This is a genomic window from Bacillus sp. FJAT-29790, from assembly GCF_019039215.1.
Taxonomy (GTDB): Bacteria; Bacillota; Bacilli; order Bacillales; family Cytobacillaceae; genus Cytobacillus.
Genome location: NZ_JAHNZZ010000001.1, coordinates 808,979 through 829,165, shown reverse-complemented (window position 1 = coordinate 829,165; position 20,187 = coordinate 808,979). Strand labels below are relative to the sequence as shown.

17 protein-coding genes, 1 pseudogene and 1 riboswitch are annotated in these 20,187 nt (G+C 36.6%); of the genes and pseudogenes, 5 read left to right on the top strand and 13 right to left on the bottom strand.

What is annotated here, in order from left to right:
* Positions 1–249 precede the first annotated feature (249 nt).
* On the top strand, positions 250–1,377 hold the full coding sequence (gene solA, locus BGM26_RS03880) for an N-methyl-L-tryptophan oxidase (protein ID WP_217038425.1): 1,128 nt from the start codon (positions 250–252) through the stop codon (positions 1,375–1,377).
* 367 nt (positions 1,378–1,744) lie between these two features.
* On the opposite strand, the gene BGM26_RS03875 is transcribed toward solA, so the two are convergent.
* Positions 1,745–2,542 (bottom strand): HAD family hydrolase, encoded by a 798-nt coding sequence (locus BGM26_RS03875; RefSeq protein ID WP_217038424.1) that lies wholly within the window; start codon positions 2,540–2,542, stop codon positions 1,745–1,747.
* A gap of 330 nt (positions 2,543–2,872) precedes the next feature.
* Here BGM26_RS03875 and BGM26_RS03870 point away from each other — a divergent pair, with 330 nt between their 5' ends.
* Positions 2,873–3,844 (top strand): carbon-nitrogen hydrolase family protein, encoded by a 972-nt coding sequence (locus tag BGM26_RS03870; protein WP_217038423.1) that lies wholly within the window; start codon positions 2,873–2,875, stop codon positions 3,842–3,844.
* A gap of 269 nt (positions 3,845–4,113) precedes the next feature.
* Here BGM26_RS03870 and BGM26_RS21885 read toward each other — a convergent pair whose 3' ends face one another.
* The 3 genes and pseudogenes from BGM26_RS21885 to BGM26_RS03860 form a co-directional block, all read right to left on the bottom strand.
* Positions 4,114–4,941: a methyl-accepting chemotaxis protein gene (locus tag BGM26_RS21885; RefSeq protein ID WP_483297790.1), complete on the bottom strand. Its 828-nt coding sequence runs from the start codon at positions 4,939–4,941 to the stop codon at positions 4,114–4,116.
* A 123-nt stretch (positions 4,942–5,064) separates the two neighbouring features.
* A pseudogene (locus BGM26_RS21880) lies at positions 5,065–5,280 on the bottom strand (HAMP domain-containing protein); the annotation flags it as partial.
* Between the two features lie 1,036 nt (positions 5,281–6,316).
* Positions 6,317–6,760 (bottom strand): HEAT repeat domain-containing protein, encoded by a 444-nt coding sequence (locus BGM26_RS03860; RefSeq protein ID WP_217038421.1) that lies wholly within the window; start codon positions 6,758–6,760, stop codon positions 6,317–6,319.
* A 351-nt stretch (positions 6,761–7,111) separates the two neighbouring features.
* Here BGM26_RS03860 and BGM26_RS03855 point away from each other — a divergent pair, with 351 nt between their 5' ends.
* Entirely contained in the window at positions 7,112–7,879 is a 768-nt protein-coding gene (locus BGM26_RS03855) for a S1C family serine protease (protein ID WP_217038420.1), read from the top strand.
* Between the two features lie 440 nt (positions 7,880–8,319).
* Here the strand turns inward: BGM26_RS03855 and BGM26_RS21350 are convergent, their stop codons facing one another.
* A complete protein-coding gene (locus BGM26_RS21350) occupies positions 8,320–8,412 on the bottom strand; it encodes a YjcZ family sporulation protein (RefSeq protein WP_254119383.1) in 93 nt (30 codons plus the stop codon).
* A 589-nt stretch (positions 8,413–9,001) separates the two neighbouring features.
* Positions 9,002–9,625: an acetate uptake transporter gene (locus tag BGM26_RS03845; protein ID WP_217038418.1), complete on the bottom strand. Its 624-nt coding sequence runs from the start codon at positions 9,623–9,625 to the stop codon at positions 9,002–9,004.
* Positions 9,626–9,930: 305 nt separating this feature from the next.
* Here BGM26_RS03845 and BGM26_RS03840 point away from each other — a divergent pair, with 305 nt between their 5' ends.
* Positions 9,931–10,647 (top strand): sulfite exporter TauE/SafE family protein, encoded by a 717-nt coding sequence (locus BGM26_RS03840; RefSeq protein ID WP_217038417.1) that lies wholly within the window; start codon positions 9,931–9,933, stop codon positions 10,645–10,647.
* 885 nt (positions 10,648–11,532) lie between these two features.
* Here BGM26_RS03840 and BGM26_RS03835 read toward each other — a convergent pair.
* The 6 genes from BGM26_RS03835 to BGM26_RS03810 all read right to left on the bottom strand — a co-directional run bounded on the left by BGM26_RS03835 (position 11,533) and on the right by BGM26_RS03810 (position 16,820).
* Positions 11,533–12,459: a nuclease-related domain-containing protein gene (locus BGM26_RS03835; RefSeq protein WP_217038416.1), complete on the bottom strand. Its 927-nt coding sequence runs from the start codon at positions 12,457–12,459 to the stop codon at positions 11,533–11,535.
* A 346-nt stretch (positions 12,460–12,805) separates the two neighbouring features.
* Complete coding sequence (locus tag BGM26_RS03830; protein ID WP_217038415.1) at positions 12,806–13,024, bottom strand: DUF2187 family protein; 219 nt, start codon at positions 13,022–13,024, stop codon at positions 12,806–12,808.
* A 276-nt stretch (positions 13,025–13,300) separates the two neighbouring features.
* Positions 13,301–14,224: an HPr(Ser) kinase/phosphatase gene (gene hprK, locus BGM26_RS03825; protein WP_217038414.1), complete on the bottom strand. Its 924-nt coding sequence runs from the start codon at positions 14,222–14,224 to the stop codon at positions 13,301–13,303.
* Between the two features lie 317 nt (positions 14,225–14,541).
* Entirely contained in the window at positions 14,542–15,036 is a 495-nt protein-coding gene (locus BGM26_RS03820; RefSeq protein WP_217038413.1) for a hypothetical protein, read from the bottom strand.
* Positions 15,026–15,412 (bottom strand): hypothetical protein, encoded by a 387-nt coding sequence (locus BGM26_RS03815; RefSeq protein ID WP_254118970.1) that lies wholly within the window; start codon positions 15,410–15,412, stop codon positions 15,026–15,028. The genes BGM26_RS03820 and BGM26_RS03815 overlap by 11 nt, the downstream gene beginning before the upstream one ends.
* 589 nt (positions 15,413–16,001) lie before the next feature.
* The gene (locus BGM26_RS03810) at positions 16,002–16,820 is read right to left on the bottom strand and encodes a squalene/phytoene synthase family protein (protein ID WP_217038412.1); all 819 of its coding nucleotides are present in this window, start codon (positions 16,818–16,820) and stop codon (positions 16,002–16,004) included.
* 570 nt (positions 16,821–17,390) lie between these two features.
* Positions 17,391–17,570: riboswitch (Lysine riboswitch) on the top strand.
* Positions 17,571–17,698: 128 nt separating this feature from the next.
* Between BGM26_RS03810 and dapA the strand changes: the two genes are divergently transcribed.
* On the top strand, positions 17,699–18,589 hold the full coding sequence (gene dapA / locus BGM26_RS03805; protein ID WP_217038411.1) for a 4-hydroxy-tetrahydrodipicolinate synthase: 891 nt from the start codon (positions 17,699–17,701) through the stop codon (positions 18,587–18,589).
* Between the two features lie 210 nt (positions 18,590–18,799).
* On the opposite strand, the gene BGM26_RS03800 is transcribed toward dapA, so the two are convergent.
* Complete coding sequence (locus BGM26_RS03800; RefSeq protein WP_217038410.1) at positions 18,800–20,098, bottom strand: MFS transporter; 1,299 nt, start codon at positions 20,096–20,098, stop codon at positions 18,800–18,802.
* Positions 20,099–20,187: the final 89 nt, after the last annotated feature.

Sequence of the window (20,187 nt, the reverse complement as noted above, 5' to 3'; positions counted from 1 at the left end):
CCATAAAGAAAAAGGTCAACCAGAAAAATCTGGCTAACCTTATATTACGATCGGGCCAGATTATGGAGGTGCAATTTAAAAGAAAATTGGATATCAATCGCGTTTATATTGTAAAAGTTTGTCCTTAAGCTAAACGAAGCTGGTTAGCGTGATTATTCAGTGTTAGAATATTGCTGAAATAGGAGAATAATAGCCAATACTTAAGACTTTAGTTGTAGGGGGATTTATTTACAAAGGGGGTAACGTAATATGCATTATGACGTAATTGTAATTGGAGCAGGTTCGATGGGGATGGCGGCAGGTTACTTTTTATCAAAGAGTAGGAAAAAAACTTTATTAGTAGATTCCTTTAACCCGCCTCATAACAAAGGGAGTCATCATGGAGACACGAGAATCATTCGGCATGCGTATGGTGAAGGTGAAGAATACGTTCCGTTGGCGCTCAAGGCTCAAGAATTATGGAACGACTTAGAGAAAGTGACGGGAAAACAATTGTTTCTCCAAACCGGGGTTCTAAACGTGGGCCATGAAAAGACGAATTTTATCCAGAACATCATCTCAAGTTCAAAAACCTATTCATTACCACTTGAGGTTTTAAATTCAAGTGAAGTAAATAAGCGTTGGCCGGGCATCACTTTACCGGACGAGTATATTGGGTGCTTTGAACCCACATCAGGAGTGCTGAATTGTGAGGAATGCATTAAAGCCTATCGAGAACTTGCTGAGCGATACGGAGCTACCATCTTATCCAATAGCAAAGTGAAAGAATTATCAGTTAATGATAAAAGAGTTATCGTCAAAATTGAGGATCAAACTTTTAACGCTGATGCGTTAGTCGTTACAGCAGGAGCATGGTCAGGAAGTCTCCTTTCTGATTTGGATTTAAATCTTCCTCTAAACCCAGTAAGAAAAACATTTGCTTGGTTTGATGCCAATGAAGATTTGTATAATTATAAGAATTTCCCTGCCTTTTCGTTTGAGACAACTCAAGGACAATATTATGGTTTTCCAAGCATCAATGGTTCCGGATTAAAAGTCGGCCGACATGATGGAGGAGAGACAATCAATCCAGATGAAGCCATCCCTGGATTTGGTGAACTTGAGGAAGACACGACAGATTTAAGACAATTTTTACATCACTATATGCCTTCTACACAACAATTGAAGTACGGTAAAACCTGTTTGTATACACTTACTCCTGATGAAGATTTCATTATCGATTTGCATCCTAACTATTCAAACGTCGTCATTGCATCAGGCTTTTCAGGACATGGCTTTAAATTTAGCAGTGTAGTAGGACAAATTTTAAGTGAATTGATTATTTCAGGGAAGACTGAACAAAACATTTCTCCTTTTTCAATCAATCGATTTAAATAAACTTCTTTAACTAACAGAGTGCGTCTGTTGAAGAAAAATTAAGTGATTTTAGGACTGAGTCTATCTGTTAGTTATTCCATTAATGGACGATTTTCCGGAAAAGGGAAAGCGTCTTATTATGTCTCCCAAGGATTATGAGACTATCCTGAAATTTGTTTTCTTAGATTGTTGAATAACTTTAGTATGAAATTTGCTCTTTTTGAGCATTATAGAAGCTATTTTTTATTGCATTAAAGGGGAAAATATCAAAAATTGGGGGTAATTAGTAAATTGTGGGAAGGTTGATATAAAAAAAAAGAACACATGAATGAAAATGTTCTAATGAAGATATACTATTCTGTTTAAAAAATATTGCTTATAAAAAACTCTAAATCGCATATGATTCATATGTTTTAAGTAGATAACGTTCTATAAACTCAGCTAATCCATCATTCTCGTGGTGACCTGTAACAAAATCAGCTGCCGCTTTAATCTTTTCGCTAGCGTTCCCCATTGCCACACCAGTACCGACATGACGAAGCATCTCTAGATCATTAGGTCCGTCTCCAATGGCTACGACTTCATTTGGACTAATTCGAAATTCGGTAAGTAAGCTTTTAATAGCAGACCATTTGGAAATATTAGGAGCAACCATCTCAAACCCGTCATTCCAATCGATGACTTGTGCTTCCTTTTTAAACAAAGCGGATAATTCAGGACTTGGTGCACCTGTTCGAACACTATATTTAAGAACATCTTGATAATTTGCCTGCCTTAAATCTCCAATATACCGTGGCGGAATTTGCCCAACTTTTGTCCAATAATCGATTTCTTCATTTGTTTCCTTACAATAAAGCCCATTTGCTGTATGGATAATAACATTATATGGACTTTCAGCGGTCAGATTGTGAAATCGTTCTTCGTTCAATCGGACGGTTTCCATTTGCATAACTTTTCCTGTCTCTGCATCGTGAATAGCGGCACCATTCAAACAGATCATCGGTGTTCCTAATCCAATTTCCTTATGGTACGGAGCGGTTACTTCATAGTGTCGACCAGTGGCTAGAAAAACCTTTACTCCTTGATTAATGAGCCTATAAATAGCATCCATATTTCGGCGGGAAATGTAGTTTGAGGCTTTAAGTAATGTACCATCCATATCAATAAATATTGCACGCACATTCATTTATTCTACCTCCTCCTTCGTTTCTAAACCAATCATACCATCTGAATATTAATGCCTAGTAAACTCAGTATATAGATTAAGTAAAGTTTATTGGGAAGCAGGAGACGTTTCTCTGCAAGATGAAAATGTGATTCGATAAGGCAGAAATGCTCCATTATCTCATTAAATTGTGATTCAAGCTTTTGCACTTGATCCTTTAATATCTTTATTTCAGTTTCTATATAACTTTCCTTGAACCTATATCATCATTTGTATAAGTTTTGAATCACTATTATTTTACTATCTATAGTTAATAGATTATTCACATAACAACGATAATTCATTGAAAGGATGATATTATTGGAAAAAATCACTCAATTTAAAGTAGCTGTCATTCAAGCTGGTGCGGAAGTAATGGATAAAGAAAAAGGGATTGAGAAAACAATTAGACTGTTAGAAGAGGCTGCTGAAAACAATGCAAAAATCATTGTTTTCCCTGAGGCATTCATACCAGCGTATCCGAGAGGAATGTCATTTGGCACAGTAGTAGGAAGTCGATCGGCTGAAGGCAGGAAAGATTTTCTTAATTATTGGAAAAACTCTATTAAAGTACCGGGGCCAGAAACAAAAGAAATTGGTAAAGCAGTCAAAAAAGCCGGATCTTATGTCGTGTTAGGTGTCATTGAAAAAGATGATGAATATAGTCAAGGTACCCTCTACTGCACAGCATTATTCTTTGGACCAAACGGAGAACTACTTGGAAAACATAGAAAACTAAAACCAACCGGTTCAGAAAGACTTATTTGGGGCGAAGGAGATGGCAGCACCTTGCCTGTGTTTGATACACCTTACGGAAAAATTGGTTCACTTATTTGCTGGGAAAATTATATGCCACTCGCTAGGGCTGCTATGTATGCAAAAGGTGTTCAAATTTATATAGCACCTACAGCAGATGCTCGCGATACATGGTTTGCAACAGTACGTCATATCGCAGCCGAAGGGAGATGTTTTGTTCTCTCGTGTAATCAATATTCAACGAAAGATATGTATCCAGAAGAAATAACTTCACGTGATGAATTTGAAAAATTGCTACATGAATTAACAAGAGGAGGAAGTTGTGTAGTCGATCCTCTAGGTGAATATGTTGTAGAACCAGTATTTGGAGAAGAGAAAATTATTTATGCTGACATTGACCTCGAGAAGATTACTGAGAGCCAATTCGATTTTGATGTTGTAGGACATTACTCAAGACCAGATATTTTCCAACTAGTAGTCAATGAAAAGAAACAAGAAAATGTGATTTGGAAAAAAGATTCTAGATAAGCTAGCCCCTCCCCTCTAATGTAAACAAATTAATAAGCCAAAATACCCAAGATTCATTCATGAATTGGGATATTTCGGCTTAATCTTAATTAAAAAATATACAGTCAATTATTTTATTATTTAATCGCCAAATCCACAAAAAGGACATAACCCTCCAATTTATGGATTCTGCCTTTGTACACTGGCGCTCTCTAAAAATAGCGTTTTGGTCCGGTCCGTTAGAAAAAAAGATGGAAATCAAATAATGAAGCTGTATTTCATTGATTTAACTATATTCTTTCCAACTTCAAATGGTCAACAGAGCGTTTTAAATCATCAGCTAATTTGGTAACTGATTCAGAACTGACTACAATTTCGCCCATAACATTCGTCGATTGTTGTATAGAGGCTGATGTTTGTTCAATTCTTGCAGACGATTCCTCCGCAATGGAAGCAACATTTTCTAGCGAATGATTGATTTCTTCACTTTGTGTAAAAATCCTTTTTAAATTCCCCGAGATATTCTGAATTTGCATTTGCATATTTAATACAGCTTCATTGATTTCATTAAATGTTTCACCTGTTGTTTTTATTTTTTGCGTTCCTTCAGCCACTTGATCATAACTATACTGTAATGCGATGACTGTTTCATGTGATTCCCTTTGCACACCTTCAACAATCTTTATAATATTTCCAATTGATCCCGATACCTGTTCAGCTAATTTACGAACTTCCCCTGCTACAACAGCAAAGCCTTTCCCATGTTCCCCTGCACGAGCTGCTTCTATCGCTGCGTTTAATGCGAGTAAATTCGTTTGATTAGAAATTTCTTGAATCACTTGAACCAAATTTGAAATTTCTCTCGTTTGTAAATCTAACCTCTTCACCTTTTCAATCGATTCCATAACTCCTTGATAAATGGTTTCCATTTGCTTTTCTGATTCATTCATCAAATTAGAACCTTTGTTTGTTAATTCTTTTACTTGATTGGAGGTAACTGAAAGCTCGGTCCCTTTATCACTTGCTTCATGAACTTGATCCGTAAAATCCTTCATTATTTGAAAGAGTTGATTTGTAGAACTAGCCTGACTATCTGCTCCCTCTGCTAATTCATGCATAGCAATGGCAACCTGGTTATTGCCTTCCTTCACTTCGTTCGTACTAACAAATAGTTCATTTGAGGCGTTCACTAACTTAATCGAATTATTATTGATCCCTTGAATGATTTGCTTTAAATCGTTCATCATTTTTTGAAAGGCCGTTGTTAAAACACCTATTTCATCCGTTCGCTTTGACTCAAGCACAATGGTCAGGTCTCCATCACCAAGTTTTGAAACCTGTACGGTTAAATCTTTTAATGGCTTAACTAAATAGTGGGTAAATAAATAGACAATGATGCCACTTACTAATAGAATAATGAGAGCCGATTTAATGACCTTATTTTTATAAGAGTCCATTGATACATAGACTTGAGTGGCATCTAAATCTGCCCCGACAATTCCGATCACTTCACCGGAAGCGGTCTTTAGTGGGACGTATGTAGTGATGAGACCGCCATATTCTTCTGAATTTGACACTTCAATTTTTACATTCCCTGTTTCAAAAGCCTCTGCAATGTTTGGATACTCATTTGCATCTTCTTTATCTCCTAATTGTGATTCATTCTCATCACCTATAGGCAAGCCATCTACCATATAATAGTAATCATACCCATTGTCAGTTTTTTTACGGGACATCGTATATAAATAAGTCATTCCCGTTTTTTCTCTAATATCATTCAATTCCAAGCGTAATTCTCTATAATAGCTAGTTTCTCCACCATCCAAGGTTATTTCTTTTTGATATCTGTTTACATCAATGACACCAGCTGCTTGCTTGGCAATATTCCCCGCTATATCGCTTAATGAATCTTCGATTAAATTAACGGAGGAATGATAACTAAGATAAGAAATAACAAAACATGATAACATCACAATGGATGAAAAGATTAAAATTATTTTAAATCGTATACTTTTTTTCATTTTATATGCTCCTATACTAAAACACGACTTTTTTACTAGTTAAATAATACCAAATCCTATAAAACTTGTCACTCCTCAAGGTTTTGTCATTTCGCCGAGGAAGATAACACACTTCTTTTATCCTATTTAATAGTCAAAAAAAGAAGGTAATTTTCACCTTCTCATGGATTATTTAGCGTTTCATCATGTTGTCCACAATTCGTAAAATGAGCGTGTCTGGCTTTTCAATTTCAAAAGTGATTCTTAAATCCAGATTGGAGTTCAGATGAGTATACTTTACTACTTTTTCTCTTATCTAATTGCGCCAGAACATTGATCAGTCTGCTCCCTTTATGAATAAAAAAAAGATCAATCAATCCTAAAAAAATGATACGCTATAAGTAAACTCGTCGAGGGTATAAAAAAACCGATTGCAAATAAATGCAATCAGTTTCGTTCACTTAGAAAAATTAATAACATACTTTGAGTTTTTCTACCTTTTCGTTTCTACCGCCCACATATCTTCAAGCCATTTATCAAAGTCAGCGCCCTTATCACCTTCGTACGTATCATACACATCAAGTCTCATCTTTTTTAATTTCTCTTTGAATTCTTCATAGCTATGGCCTGCCGGCAAACTCTTCTTGATTCTTAACAAGATTTTAGTTACACCTTTAATCAACTCGCCTTTTTTCCTAGGTGGTAATTGAACATCTTCACCAAATTTTTTCAGCTTTCGATATGCTTCTTCTTGCACTCTATACACGGCATCGTTATTCATTATTCGTTTTAGTATTTCGATTATTTTTGGGTTATTCCACTGCCCTAACTCATCTACGGCATCTAAACGTTCTCTCCAATTAGATGTTCGGCTAGCATGTTTTTTTAATTCCTCATAATTCTCTGGTAACTCATTTTTTGCTTTACTATTTTTCAAATGATCCAATCCCTTCTAAGTCAAAATCCTTTTGATTAAATGAAAACATTATTGGCTAGTCCATAACCATTCTTCTTGTCTGACTGTCCCATTTATATGGGGCTTTAAAAGTTTCCAAAATCCTATCATATCATAAAGTTGATTCATAAACCGCATCAGAAATTCATGCCTGGCCCCCGCAACCTCACAACGGTAAAGGATTTGAAAACAGGCATCAGCACAGAGTTTCCTTTTTTACCTTCCACTAGCCCACTTGTTTCGCCTTCTTTAATAATGGTCATTTTTGGGGAGCAATAGTATAGTAAATTTATGGACAAACAAACGATCATACATAATGAGAGGATTTTTCATATGGATTATAAAAAAGTCGAAAATGAAGATCATTTTGATGAGCCGTCGTTGGAAGATTTTTTACCAAATAAAGAAGATGAGTTGTTAAAGGAAAGACAGCATAAACGTAAATCATTTATAAGCAAATCAATTGCGATTGGTTTAGCTTTTGCTTTGTTTGTCAGCATGATTCAAATCTGGCCGCAAGTCTTCAATATACCTTCTATCCATTTTTCACAAAAGTCAGCTGAGCTTTCGAAACAAGAAGATATCCAAAAATATAAAAAAGCTGTGGTTACGATTCAAGATCAGAATTCAAAAGGGACCGGTTTCAATATCTCTGAAAGTGGACTAATCATTACAAATAAGCATGTAGTTGAAGACATGCATCCAATAATGGTAGCCTTTCCACACGGAGAATTATTAAATGCGAAAATTATTCATGCAGATCCCGATTTAGATCTTGCCTTTTTACAGATTACTGGAAGGGACTTGCCCTTTCTACCCTTAAGCAATTCTGATTTATGGCATATTCAGGATCAAATTTATGTAATTGGGAATCCACTTTTTCACAATCAAATTGCGAATGAAGGGAAAATTTTAGAAGGATCCGATAAAAATGGGGTATTAAGGCTATCTGCGCCAATCTATAAAGGAAATAGCGGCAGTCCTGTTATCAGTTTAAAGGGAGATGTGATTGGTGTTGTCTATGCCAAATCAACGAAAGATCACACAGGGCTTGCCATCCCAATAGAAAAAATATTAGAAAAATTACCAGATGGTTATTGAACCTATATCCATCTGGCAATTTTTACATTTTTGGTTTGGTTGAAAAAATTTCATAAAGCGAAACTTCCATCAGTTGGAGTTTTGTTCATCCTCAACTGATCGTTAGCAAGTATCTCCTTGGGCTAAAGAACTTTTGCATTTATTTGAATCAGTAAGCCATTCAGCTTCCTTCTAGTCACATACTAACTTTCACGGAAAATGATATTTCTCAAAAAAAAGCCCGTAGGCCCATGGAAAAACTGTTTAATTCAGTAGCTTAAAAGAATCTGCGTCTTCTTAATGCAAATGGGAAAAAACGTCTTCTTCTAAAGCGGTTACGAAAAAAGATGTCTCTTCGATCAAATCTAAAAAATGACATTTCATTCATCCTCCCTTCATTTCAGAAGTCTATATGTCAAAAGGACATATTAAGCCAATCTGCTCTGTGCTCTGTATAATTATTAGCCCATGAAAGAAGATCCTACCAAGATAAGTAGAATGAACATTACAACGATTAACGCAAAAGAACTTAGTTCTTTCTTCGGGTATTCCAATAGATAGTGAAGTGATCGTATGAATACGGCGGATGTAATGGCGGCAGAGTTTTGTATATATTGGACTTTCAATGAAAGATGTTTCGGGCTCCGTGGTAGTAATATCATATGCACTCAGAATAAAACTGAATAGACAAGTGCTGATTAAAAGTAAATTATACGGGTGCCTACTAAAAAGACACAGTAGTATGGGATCAGTCCCCCGGCCATGTAAAGCATTAATTCGCCAGGTGGCTGTACTCACATACTTCCTAAATTGGATTAGGAAAATAGTCCATTCCCATAGACTTTTTAACACTAAAGATGGCGTAGTGGATTCCCTTTTCTAGGAGTTCTTGTTCGCACTGCCCCCTTTTTAGTGTTAGAAATTTCCAATGTTAGACTTGAAAGTAGATTGGAAATCAATAAAAAAAACGAAGTCTGCGAAAACATCCTATAAAAAAAAGAAAATAAGGTTTATAAAACCCTATTTCCTCTTATTATTGGGATCGCTTCATAAAACCGTTTCATTAAATTATTATGCTCTAGGAAGCGGCTTTTTAATCCAATCATTAATAAACGTTTCAATATCTGCTTTAAAAAATCGAGGTTAATTGGATTTTTTTAAAATCCCAAACGGCTTTCCAATTGGCAGCACAACTTTTCCGAAGTGTGTGTTCAACACGATCGCAGCTGATCCATAGAAAGACATCAAAGCAATACACATCTCTGCTACTGCAGCTAACATATGAGTAAAATCATGCATAATGTTAAACGAGCTTAAAGATAAACCAATAAACAAGAAATCAATAAGGACGAAGATGACGAATAATACCTTATGTGTTTCCATCGCACCAACCGTCATAAAGATACTGAAAATTAAATACCCGATAAATGCAAATCCAAGCTGTTTCGGATCTGCATTCGCAGCGAGTGTTTCACCGAAAAATCCTAACTGGATCAACCATGTTGTTCCAACACCGAACCAAAATAGTCCAAATGCGCCAAATGCAGTTGTCCCAAAGATATTATTATGCTTTGCATCAAGAACAGAAGCATATAATTGTGCTAGGCCTCCTAAAAAAAATGCCCATGGCAAGATAAATGAAAGCCCTTCTGTTAACCCTAATTTTTGTGATGATGCCACTAATGTTACCATGGCAAGACCGAATAAGCCTAGTGCTGATGGATCTGCTGTTGTAATTTTGACCTGTGTGTGATTCTGAGTCTCCATATTTCCTCCTAAAAACAAACTCATATTAAAATATAGGAAAAAACTGAAGGTGTCAATGAAGAAACACGAAATACCTTTAATTAACAAACATAGAGTAGTAGAAACGGAGGTAAAAGAGATAAAAGAGGCTGCCACAAATATATGGGTTCTTATTCACATGGAGGAAAATAATCGGTCGGTCCCTAGTTACCTTCAAATAAAAATATTGGTTAGTCACTCCTAAATTGTTAAAATAATTGTTAATGGAAATATTTACTTAATTATTCTTTATTTGAATGATCCGGTGATTAAAAAGGTGGTTTACTATGAATTCAATTATTCTATTCATGATTATTATATTAATAGCATCTATCTTGCAGACTAGCACGGGGTTTGGTTTTTCTATTTTGGCGACGCCTTTTCTGTTGCTGTTGTTTAATCCACAGGATGCCATCCAGATCAATTTGATCCTGACCCTCATTACATCAGTGGTGTTTATTGCAAAAATAAGGAAAGATATCGATTTCGATTTGTTAAAAAATTTTGTTGTAGGAAGTGTTCTTGGATTGCCCGCCGGAATTGCTATCTTTTTAACACTTCGCTTGGATTTATTAAAAATTGGACTCGGTATTTTGCTGTTAATATTAACATTCCTACTTATTAAAAATTTTCGTGTGAAGCAAACAAAAACAAGAGATATTTTAGTGGGGGGTTGCTCGGGGATCTTGACTTCCAGTATCGGCATGTCGGGACCGCCAATTCTCCTATACTTTTCAGGTACTGATACAAATAAAGAGAAATTAAGAGCCACAACATTAGCTTATAATATGTTTATTTATTTGATCAGCCTATTGGCCCAAACATTTACGGCCGGCACAACAGCAACGACTTGGATTTTCAGTGCCATCGCACTCCCTTTTGTGTTACTTGGACTTTATTTAGGACAATTGCTGTTTCTCCGAATTGATCAAAAAACATTTCGCATTTTCACATACGTTATTCTCATCTCTACGGGTGTGTACTTGCTGGTAAGCAGCATGTGATTTTTCAAATATTAGCCAAAATAAAATATAAGATTTTTTTGCTTTGGCTAATCCTTTACGTAATTTAGTCGACTTTTGAAATGAGCTTTTATTGTTTCTCTATAAGAAGGTATCAATGCAAGCAAATAACTGGATACTCCTTCAATGACATTGTAAAACCCTAGTAGAATTCCAAAGCGATGCTATTGCTGAAATACATATAAAAGGATGACTCGCAGCAAGACAAAAGGACATTTCTACAGATATACCAAGAAAACCAAATAAAATAATCGACGCGCAATGGGAATAAATCATAGTAATAACTTCATATAAAATAAGACAGGAATTAGTAAATTAAAACAATAACAATAATCAGAAAAAATCCTCTGTAGTTTATAAACAAAAAACGATCACGATAAGTGGATGTTTGTTTTCTGGCAAGAGGGTCAGTCCCTCGGCCGAGTATAGCATTAATTCGCGGGGACTGACCCTTAATACCCTTTTCTCAGGCCATAAAGCACTTCTATTGGACTAATATAAGAGATTTACCAAGCTCGCGGGCTCATTAAGCGCTTCTATTGGACAGAGATGAGGGGATTTCCTAGATCGTGGACCTATTAAACGCTTCTATTGGACCAATATAAGTAGATTTCCTAGTTCGCGGGCTCATTAAACGCTCCTATTGGACCAATGTGAGAGATTTACCAAGCTCGTGGGCCTATTGAGCACTTTTATTGGACAGAGATGAGGCGATTACCAAGTATAACGGCTTATTGGACGCTATGCTATGGGAGTAATACCCAGTTATCAAGCGGTTCTAAATGACTCTCTAAGCATTTCCAAGTTCTACGATTCCCAAAAAATTACATCGAACCTACTAATGTACGAAACTACATCTTCTTTTACCTAATCACTACTAATCGCTGCATTAACAAAATAAAGATACCTGCAGTTTCCATTTTTATTATATTTTTTCGATAGAATCCTTCGTATTGTTTTCTTGGACTTAATCACCTTACACCATTCGTGAATAGTTTTAGTGGTGATTTTTTCGTTTAGAAAAAGAAGGATAAACTCCTCCGTACTTCGTAAAACTGCTGATGTTACATCTTCTTTTGATCCGCACTTATTGCATGTTAATATGTCCACATTGATATCATCAATTATTGAGTAGCAGGTAGCACAAGTAATTCCTTTTTTTAGATTTTCATAGCTATAATCATATCTCCGCGTGTAAGGTGACTCTTTTATATGAATAGATACTATTTTTTCAGCGAAATTTAAATGATTATCCCTTATTTTTGAAGAATTCAAGTTTAATTTTTTTATAAATCGTAAAATCTGGGGTGGAAAGATAATTGGTATGTTTAGTGGTGTTTGATATAAGTAAAAGTCGGGGTTGACAAAGACTAAATTGGATTCGATTGGAGTTGTTATTCCAAGATCATTGAGTAGCCTTCTGAGTAAGGATTCACTACGTTTTAACTGAAGCAATGGATTTTTTATTTCAGAGCCCGATATTGTAAACCATCTATCGTCATCGATATAATAATCGCCTTCATAATTTTTCACTTCAAACATGTAAATCGTCTCTGGAGATATTAATAATGTATCTATTTGAAATAACGTATTATTACTCTCAAACAATAAATCATTTAGAATAATCCAATCATTTGAGAGGTTTTTAAGCCATTCATCGAAATTCCGCTCACCTTCAAAGCCCTTTTCAAGATTAAAATAGTTATTCCTATCTTTAACTGATAAATTCATTCTCCTGTGCAAGCATCTCATAATCTTTAATTCTTCTGGTTCAATGCGCGGTTTAATAATCATATTTCACATCCCCTTATTTATCCAAACTTCACTGACTTGAAATTGACAAATAATACCTTGATATAATTAGGCAAGCTTTCGATCCATTGCTGAAGTTGGTTTTCGATTAATTGGATTTTCTTATTTGACTGTTAATTTCCGTAAAATAGTAACCAAATCAGCTTCAAAGTGAGAGCCACATAATTATCGTTTTGGCTATTTTGGTCTATTGTAAAGACGACACCTCTTCTTTGTGGCAGTGATTTCTCCTAAAGAACGAGGTGTTTTTCCATTTGTTTCCTAGTTCAGTCAACGAATCGCCTTATTTTATCTGAGCTAATTAAATATAGTCATTGAAATTCATTCACTAAATTAACTTATAATTTTTATGATTAACGACTGTTTTGATTGGTTCGTCCCTTTTCGTGTTTATCCCAATTTCCACAATAACCGAGTTTTCCCTTGATACGACAACTTTTCCCTTCTTCCCTTTTTCATCACCTTTTTTTATTTCGATCATATCACCGACGTTCGCTTTTTTTATATTGCTGTTTTCTGTATTGTTTTTACTTTTTTCTTCAGACATATCAAATACCCCTTTTAATCCCAGTTTATTTTTTATTAAATTTGAGCTATTTATTCTTTAGTGTTGCCATTGTATAACCATCTTACAATACTGAATTTAGACTTTTTAAACTTAGTAAGCATAACCATGTAGCCGAATGGGTGATGTGATCCTATTTACGGATGTAAACAAAGCGATAAATGTTGGTCACATCACCGATAGAAATATTCCGTTTAATTTATAAAAAAAGGAATGGTTTGTACTTTTTCAAAAATGAAATAGAATCAATAATTATTCTCAGATCGTATCCGGGAGTTCAGATTCGATCCGTTTCATGAACTCTTCCGCGGCGCTGTATCCTTGCTGCTTTAGGTACCAGTTATTTGCCGCTGCTTCAATTAGCCCCACCACATCTCGGCCTGGCTGAAGCTGAATCTCAATATGAGGAATCCGAACACCCATATATTCCGTAAATTTAGATTCAAGCTCCAATTCGTTATTTAAGCAATTTTCCTCCCATTTTGTTAGTTCAATATCGAGAGCAATCCGTGACTCTTCCTGAAATGCTTTTCTGCCATAGAGGCGAACCACATTTAAGAGTCCAATGCTACGCAAGGCAAGAAATTCTTTGTTTGTCTCATTATGAGTTCCGAGAAGCGTTTGGGGACTGAGTTTTTTCAGCACGACAATATCGTCGGCTACTAGCCTGTGCCCCCGACCGATTAACGTATGCGCCATTTCGCTTTTGCCAATTCCCGAATTGCCGCGTAGTAAAACCCCCATCCCGAATACATTGACACAAACTCCGTGGATCGCGATTTCCGGCGCCAGTGTTTTTACCAAATACGCATTAAGTTTCGCAATAAATTCAGAAGTGGATTCGTGTGTATGTAATAACGGAATGCCTTCCTCCTTGCAAAATTGGGTCAAATACATCAGCCCTTCCTGTCGATCGGTTACGATGAAACATGGAGGGTGGTATTTTACGATATTGCTTATCCGCAATTTTCGTTCATTAACACTTAACTTATGTAAATACGTAATTTCCTTTTTACCGAGTACCTGAACATGTTCCATTGGAAAAAAATCAAAGTAGCCAATAAATTCTAATCCGGGACGATATGTCTGCGGCTTCGTGACCGCCCGATGCAATTGATTTTCCCCTGCTAATACTTTTAACGTAAAAGTTCGAACTAAATTTTCAATCGTTATTGATTTCACTCCATTACACTCCCCATCCCCAAAAACCTTCTAAATATAGCTTATACTTTAAAAACAGGAAATATCACCCGTATCGTGTGAGGGTATTTCTTGCTTTACTAGGAATCTAATCCATATATCTAATTACCACGATTGTATCATATAGCCGAATATATTTTTACAACAATACTGTGCCAAATTATATATGCAATTAATTATCAGTTTAACTGAGCCCGCCTCTCTAAGGCTCAAGAACATTAGATAATTCCCACGATTTCCCACGAAGTGATTAGGATAAAAAAAATGCAGCCTTATTTCGGCTGCAACTTTATAACGAATTATTTAAAAATAGTAGATAAAATTTCGTCGATTTTCATTTCGCTTTCTATTTCATATGTACCAATGCGTAAACGAGAAGACAAGCCTCGCTTTTCAACTTGATTAGAAAACTCCCTCGCACTATCAATAATGTGTGCCCGCTCAAGCGCTTTACCGACATCAATGCTTGTCATACCTGAAGACACGGTTAGCATCGTACGATAAATTATCTTGTCCGTTGGTTTTTCTGATGGATTTGCTGATGGTTTTTCCGCTGGCTTTTCTTTTACGTTAACATTAGCTGCTACAGCGGCAGATATCTGTTCATTCAATTCTTCTTCAGTTTGTATGACATAGCCTTTAGAAGTTAACAAGCTTTTCATCTGGGCTACTGATAGCTTTTCAGAGGTCTGTGTAGTCGCCTTACCACTAGGACCCGAAAAGTATGCTAACCCACATAAACCTGCCGCGACAATCAGTCCTGCGGCAAAGCTGCGCATAGATTTAGCTTTCATTGGCAACTTTGCCCCTTTCTTCCTTTGTTTTTATGTAAGGAGCAAGTAAACGTTCTACTTCTTCCTTAGTCAGCTGTTTTTTCGTTGAAATGCTTTCATATGAGTACCCACGATTTTGTAAATCGAGCATTTCTCGCAATAATAACCGATGCTCAGAAGCGCCTGCTTGTATTCCAGCTTCTTGTACAATAATATCAGCATCTAGCTCAATATGCCGAATTTGCTGTTTCAGCTGATTCACTTCATTCATTAAAGAAAAGGTAAGTTGATCGATTTGTTGCTCTACTATTGATGATGATTGCTTCGTTTTATAAAACGACAAAATAAGCAGCAAAACTGCTGCAGCAAACAGGATCGTTAATGTCCATTCCATCATTATATGGCCTCCTAACCTGAATCTATTATCTCGCAATTTCTTATTATACATGAATCATACGAGAATTCGATTTAAAACAAGAAAACACACCAATAGTCGTATTTATAACAAAATAGGGGTAGGTAGATTTTCCTTAGGAAACTCTCCTAATTATCCTTGATGTTATTTATTCAACCAACATTTGGATATATTATATAAGGAAGGAAAAACTAATGTTGAAGTGAAAAAAATCTAGGGGTGTGTTTATTATCAATTTAGATATCAATATGGAGTTTGAAATGAAAAGCTGCTTTATGCCTAACATTAGCAACTCTGAAAAATTAAAGGTATTGGAGATTACGCCAAGAAGTGTGGTTATCCAAATGTGCAATCCAGATTGCAGAGGCGTATTTCCAATTGACAGCTTTCTATACTGGATAAAAAAAGGGTCGTTAATCCCTATAAATGATCATCATAAAAAAACCTCTTAATTTTTAACAGATTTTACAAAAGTCTAGTATAACTTCCTGTAAAAACAAAAATGGCTGCTTCCTATATATTACGATCCAGGAACCATTCCGTTTTCTAGAGGGTTCCTGGATCTTGAAGCTTATTTACCTACGATTTGGCTAACTACATCAGTTACAGCAGCTCTACTCATTTTTTCTTTCCCAGCTGTTAACGCATCCAACGTACCATATGCGAGGGCTAAAGGAATTTTGCAGAAATGAAGGATGGTTTCGGTTTTAATATCCTTCACATATTCATCAGCTAATGCTAAGTTACGCCGGGCATACATTAACATATCTTCGAATTCCCACCCATCAGGAAAGAAATTGATCCCCCGACTTGCGTCCTCCATTTGATTGCGGAGAATATTGACAGACTGCAAACCGCGGCCAAATGCGATAGCCAACTCTTTATCTGTTTCCGTATGATCATACCATTTCCAAATATCTGTTAGCATGACTCCAACTAAGCCTGCAACATAGAATGTATATTGATCTAAATCCTCTTCATCCTTAATTTTCCACTCTTTGCTAGCCCACTCCGCCATACCTTTAGCCATAATAGATGTCGATTCTAAGATGTTTTCCAAAATTGCTGGCGGGCAAAATTTTATCCAGTCACCGAGTCGTAATGTGACCTCGGGTAGTAGGGATTTGTATGGTTGAAAAATACCCATTAACGCATTTTCATCAAAAGGTCTTCGTAAAATTTGGCTTATCGAAAGCAATAGGTCACTTTTGGATGATAGCTGAAGCCCGGGGTGATCTTCAATCTCGTCAATTGCTCGCATGCATAAGTAAGCAGATGTTACTGCTTCCTTTAATCCCGGCGATAGGAGACTAATAGGAATATAAAAAGTCCGACTAGTAGCCTTTAACATGTCTATCGCATCACTTTGTAAATAGTTCGTTTCACTCACCCTGAACTGCCTCCTTTTTTTCGTCTTAACGTGCTAAACATTTTCATTTATTTTGACGATAAATCAAATTCGCCTTGGCGTATTTGCGCCCAGATTTTTACCTTAGCTTGCTCGATAAATTCCTTTAAAAAATCTGAGGCATCCGCCGGAGGCTTAACTTTATTCAGCCGGAGTTTGAACCCCCACTGAATTGGATACCTATTTGCAGTCATCTCGCCACTTATAGCGTTTAGAGACTTCTGCTGAATAAAGTTAAATTCACATTATTAGAATACCATTCTTAAGCCAATTCGCATACACATACATGGTACCTTTTGCGTTATACATATGGTAAAATATTATTTGCTAATCAATCGAGCCTTTTTCCATGGGACCGGTCCTTTATGCTTGTTGGAATCATCTCAAAGTAAGGAAGTTAAGTTCTTAAAACCTCGAAAGAAAAGCTAACCTATGACATTTAAATCGATTTTTCTTTTTTTTGGAAGGAAATTTGAATTATCCTTGCAATTAGAAGAATCTTCTGATATAGTTTTACTCAATTATATATTTTCTTACTTCAATACCTTTTGAAGTGAGGATAGAGGCGCAAAGACCATTAGTACACAATGTGAGGATAATGAGATCCAATGACGATTGTGAAAAGGGGAATTTGCCGAAGTGGAAAGAATCTCATTGATCTTGAAGCTGGTTCTGTTATTGAATAAATGCAGAATTGTCATATAGGAAACTATATGGAGGGCTATCTCACGCACGGGAACGATTTTATAAATTTGTTTCTATTGCAACAGCGAATCCTCGTTGTTGCTTTTTTGCGTTTACTTTTGAATGCCTTAACCACCTCTAATTTATACAAAAAATAATTTAAAGGGTGTGAAATTATGTATTTTGGCCAAGTTTTAACCGCAATGGTGACGCCATTTGATCATAATGGGGAGGTAGATTTTAACGCGACAAGAACTTTAGTAAACTATTTAATAGCTAACGGTTCTGATGGACTAGTTGTGGCTGGCACAACAGGAGAGTCGCCTACACTAACTACGGAAGAGAAAGTAGAATTATTTAAGTTTGTTGTTGAAGCTGTTAATGGAAGAGTTCCAGTCATCGCTGGGACTGGCTCGAATAACACGAGAGCTTCGATCAGTTTAACTAAACTTGCTGAGGGTGCAGGAGTCGATGGAATCATGCTTGTTACCCCATACTATAACAAGCCGTCCCAAGAAGGATTATTTCAGCATTTTCAAGCGATTGCCGAATCAACAAAGCTACCTGTCATGCTTTACAATATTCCAGGACGTAGCGCTGTTAACATGACAGTAGAGACAATTGTTCGGCTTTCAGAGATTAATAATATTGTTGCCGTTAAGGAAGCAAGCGGTGACTTAGATGCCATGGCAGAAATTATTGGGCAAACGCCTGATGATTTTACGCTGTACAGTGGTGATGATGGATTAACAATACCGGTTTTAGCTATCGGTGGAGCGGGGGTTGTTTCTGTCGCTTCCCATATTATAGGGAATAAAATGCAAGAAATGATCAATAGCTTCAAAAATGGGAAACTCCAAGATGCGGCCTCTGCACATCGTGCCCTTCTCCCAATTATGAAAGCATTATTTACTGCCCCAAGCCCATCACCGGTAAAAGGAGCATTAAATATACTTGGAGTAAACGTTGGAGGGGTTCGCTTGCCAATGGTTTCATTAAATGATACAGAAAATAAAGAGCTACAAAGAATACTGAAACTTAGCAATTTAATCGAAGAATCTATTTAAATTGAAGAAAGACCACGTAAGCAAGGAAATTATATTTCCGCTCCTTATGTGGTCTTTTACCCTTTCCGAATGATCCTATAAATTTGTAATCGAATATTGAAGAATTAAACATAAACTAAGTGCAGAGGATAATAGCTTCCTTGCAATGTTGGGGATTTACCAAAACAAACTCGAAGTATTTTTAACTAGGAAGTAGGTTTTCATTTTTCCTTATACACTTTTCACATTTGGATTTAATGGATCGATTGGGATATCGGTGTCTTCTTCTAGTTGTTTGGAAGGATCAATCCTTAACGTAACGATAATTCCCGCAACCAGTAAGACAATAGACATGATAAAAGGTACTTGCCAGTTGCCAGAGACAGCAATTAAGAAACCAAAAGCTACAGGTGACAGCATTCCGGCCACACCGAAGCCTGTATTCATCATACCACTCGCGGTTCCTGAATGATTAGGCGCAATATCCATTGGGATCGCCCATAGAACGGCATTGCACAGTTCTAGGAAAAAGAAGGCAAGGCTCATTGAAATGGCGATAAACGCCAGATTGTGTACAAATAAAGTAGGTAAAAGGAAGATGAATGAACCTGATAAACCAACGATTAATAAAGACCGGCGTGCCAATTTCAGATTATTCGTCTTACGATAAATTCGGTCTGATATCACACCTCCCAATGTATCACCGATAACACCGGACATCAGGATACCCGCCGCAAACAACGCTGAAGATTTGATATCCAGTCCGTAGGCTGTGAATAAAAAGGAAGGCAGCCAAGTTAAATACACCCATAATGTCCATCCGTAACAAAAGTCTACAAAGGTAACGGGAAGAATCCTTTTCGATAATGCTTTCCAAGGAACCTTGATTTTTTTCTTCTCACTTTTCGTCACATACCTTGGCAGCTTCTCTAGCTCCTCAGATGTCATCTTCGGATGATTTTTCGGGTTATCTCGAAAATACCACATCCACACAACCATCCAAACAAGACTAATGACACCCATAATGACAAACGATTCACGCCAGCCATAGGCAACTATCAATAATGCAATAAGGGGCGGCGCTACTGCATTTCCAAGCCGGGAAGCCGAATGTACAATCCCCTGGGCGTATCCGAACTTATCTTTGGGCAGCCATTGTGCCATCGCTCTCGTTGCTGTAGGAAATGCGGCTCCTTCTCCAAGACCAAGCCCAACTCGTGCCAATATGGCACTGAACATTCCTGTGACCATTCCTGTAACGATGGTTGCCACTGACCAAATTGCTCCTACGAAGGTCAATGTTTTACGTGGACCTACCTTATCTCCGATCCATCCGCCAAAAATCTGCAAAAAAGCATATGGATAAGCGAAGGCTGACAATATGAGACCCATTTCGGTCGTGGACAGATTAAGATCTTTTTGCATAAACGGAGCAGCTGTGGCAATGTTGACTCTATCAATATACGTGATAAAATACATAGCACATAGAAGAAATAACACTTTGTTACCAACAGTGATTTTTTTCTTCATCCCCTTGCCTCCCTAAAATCTTGTTTATGTTCCTAAACCTCAACACCACACATTGGTTTCATGAAGAATTCGTTTTATTTCAGATCCCT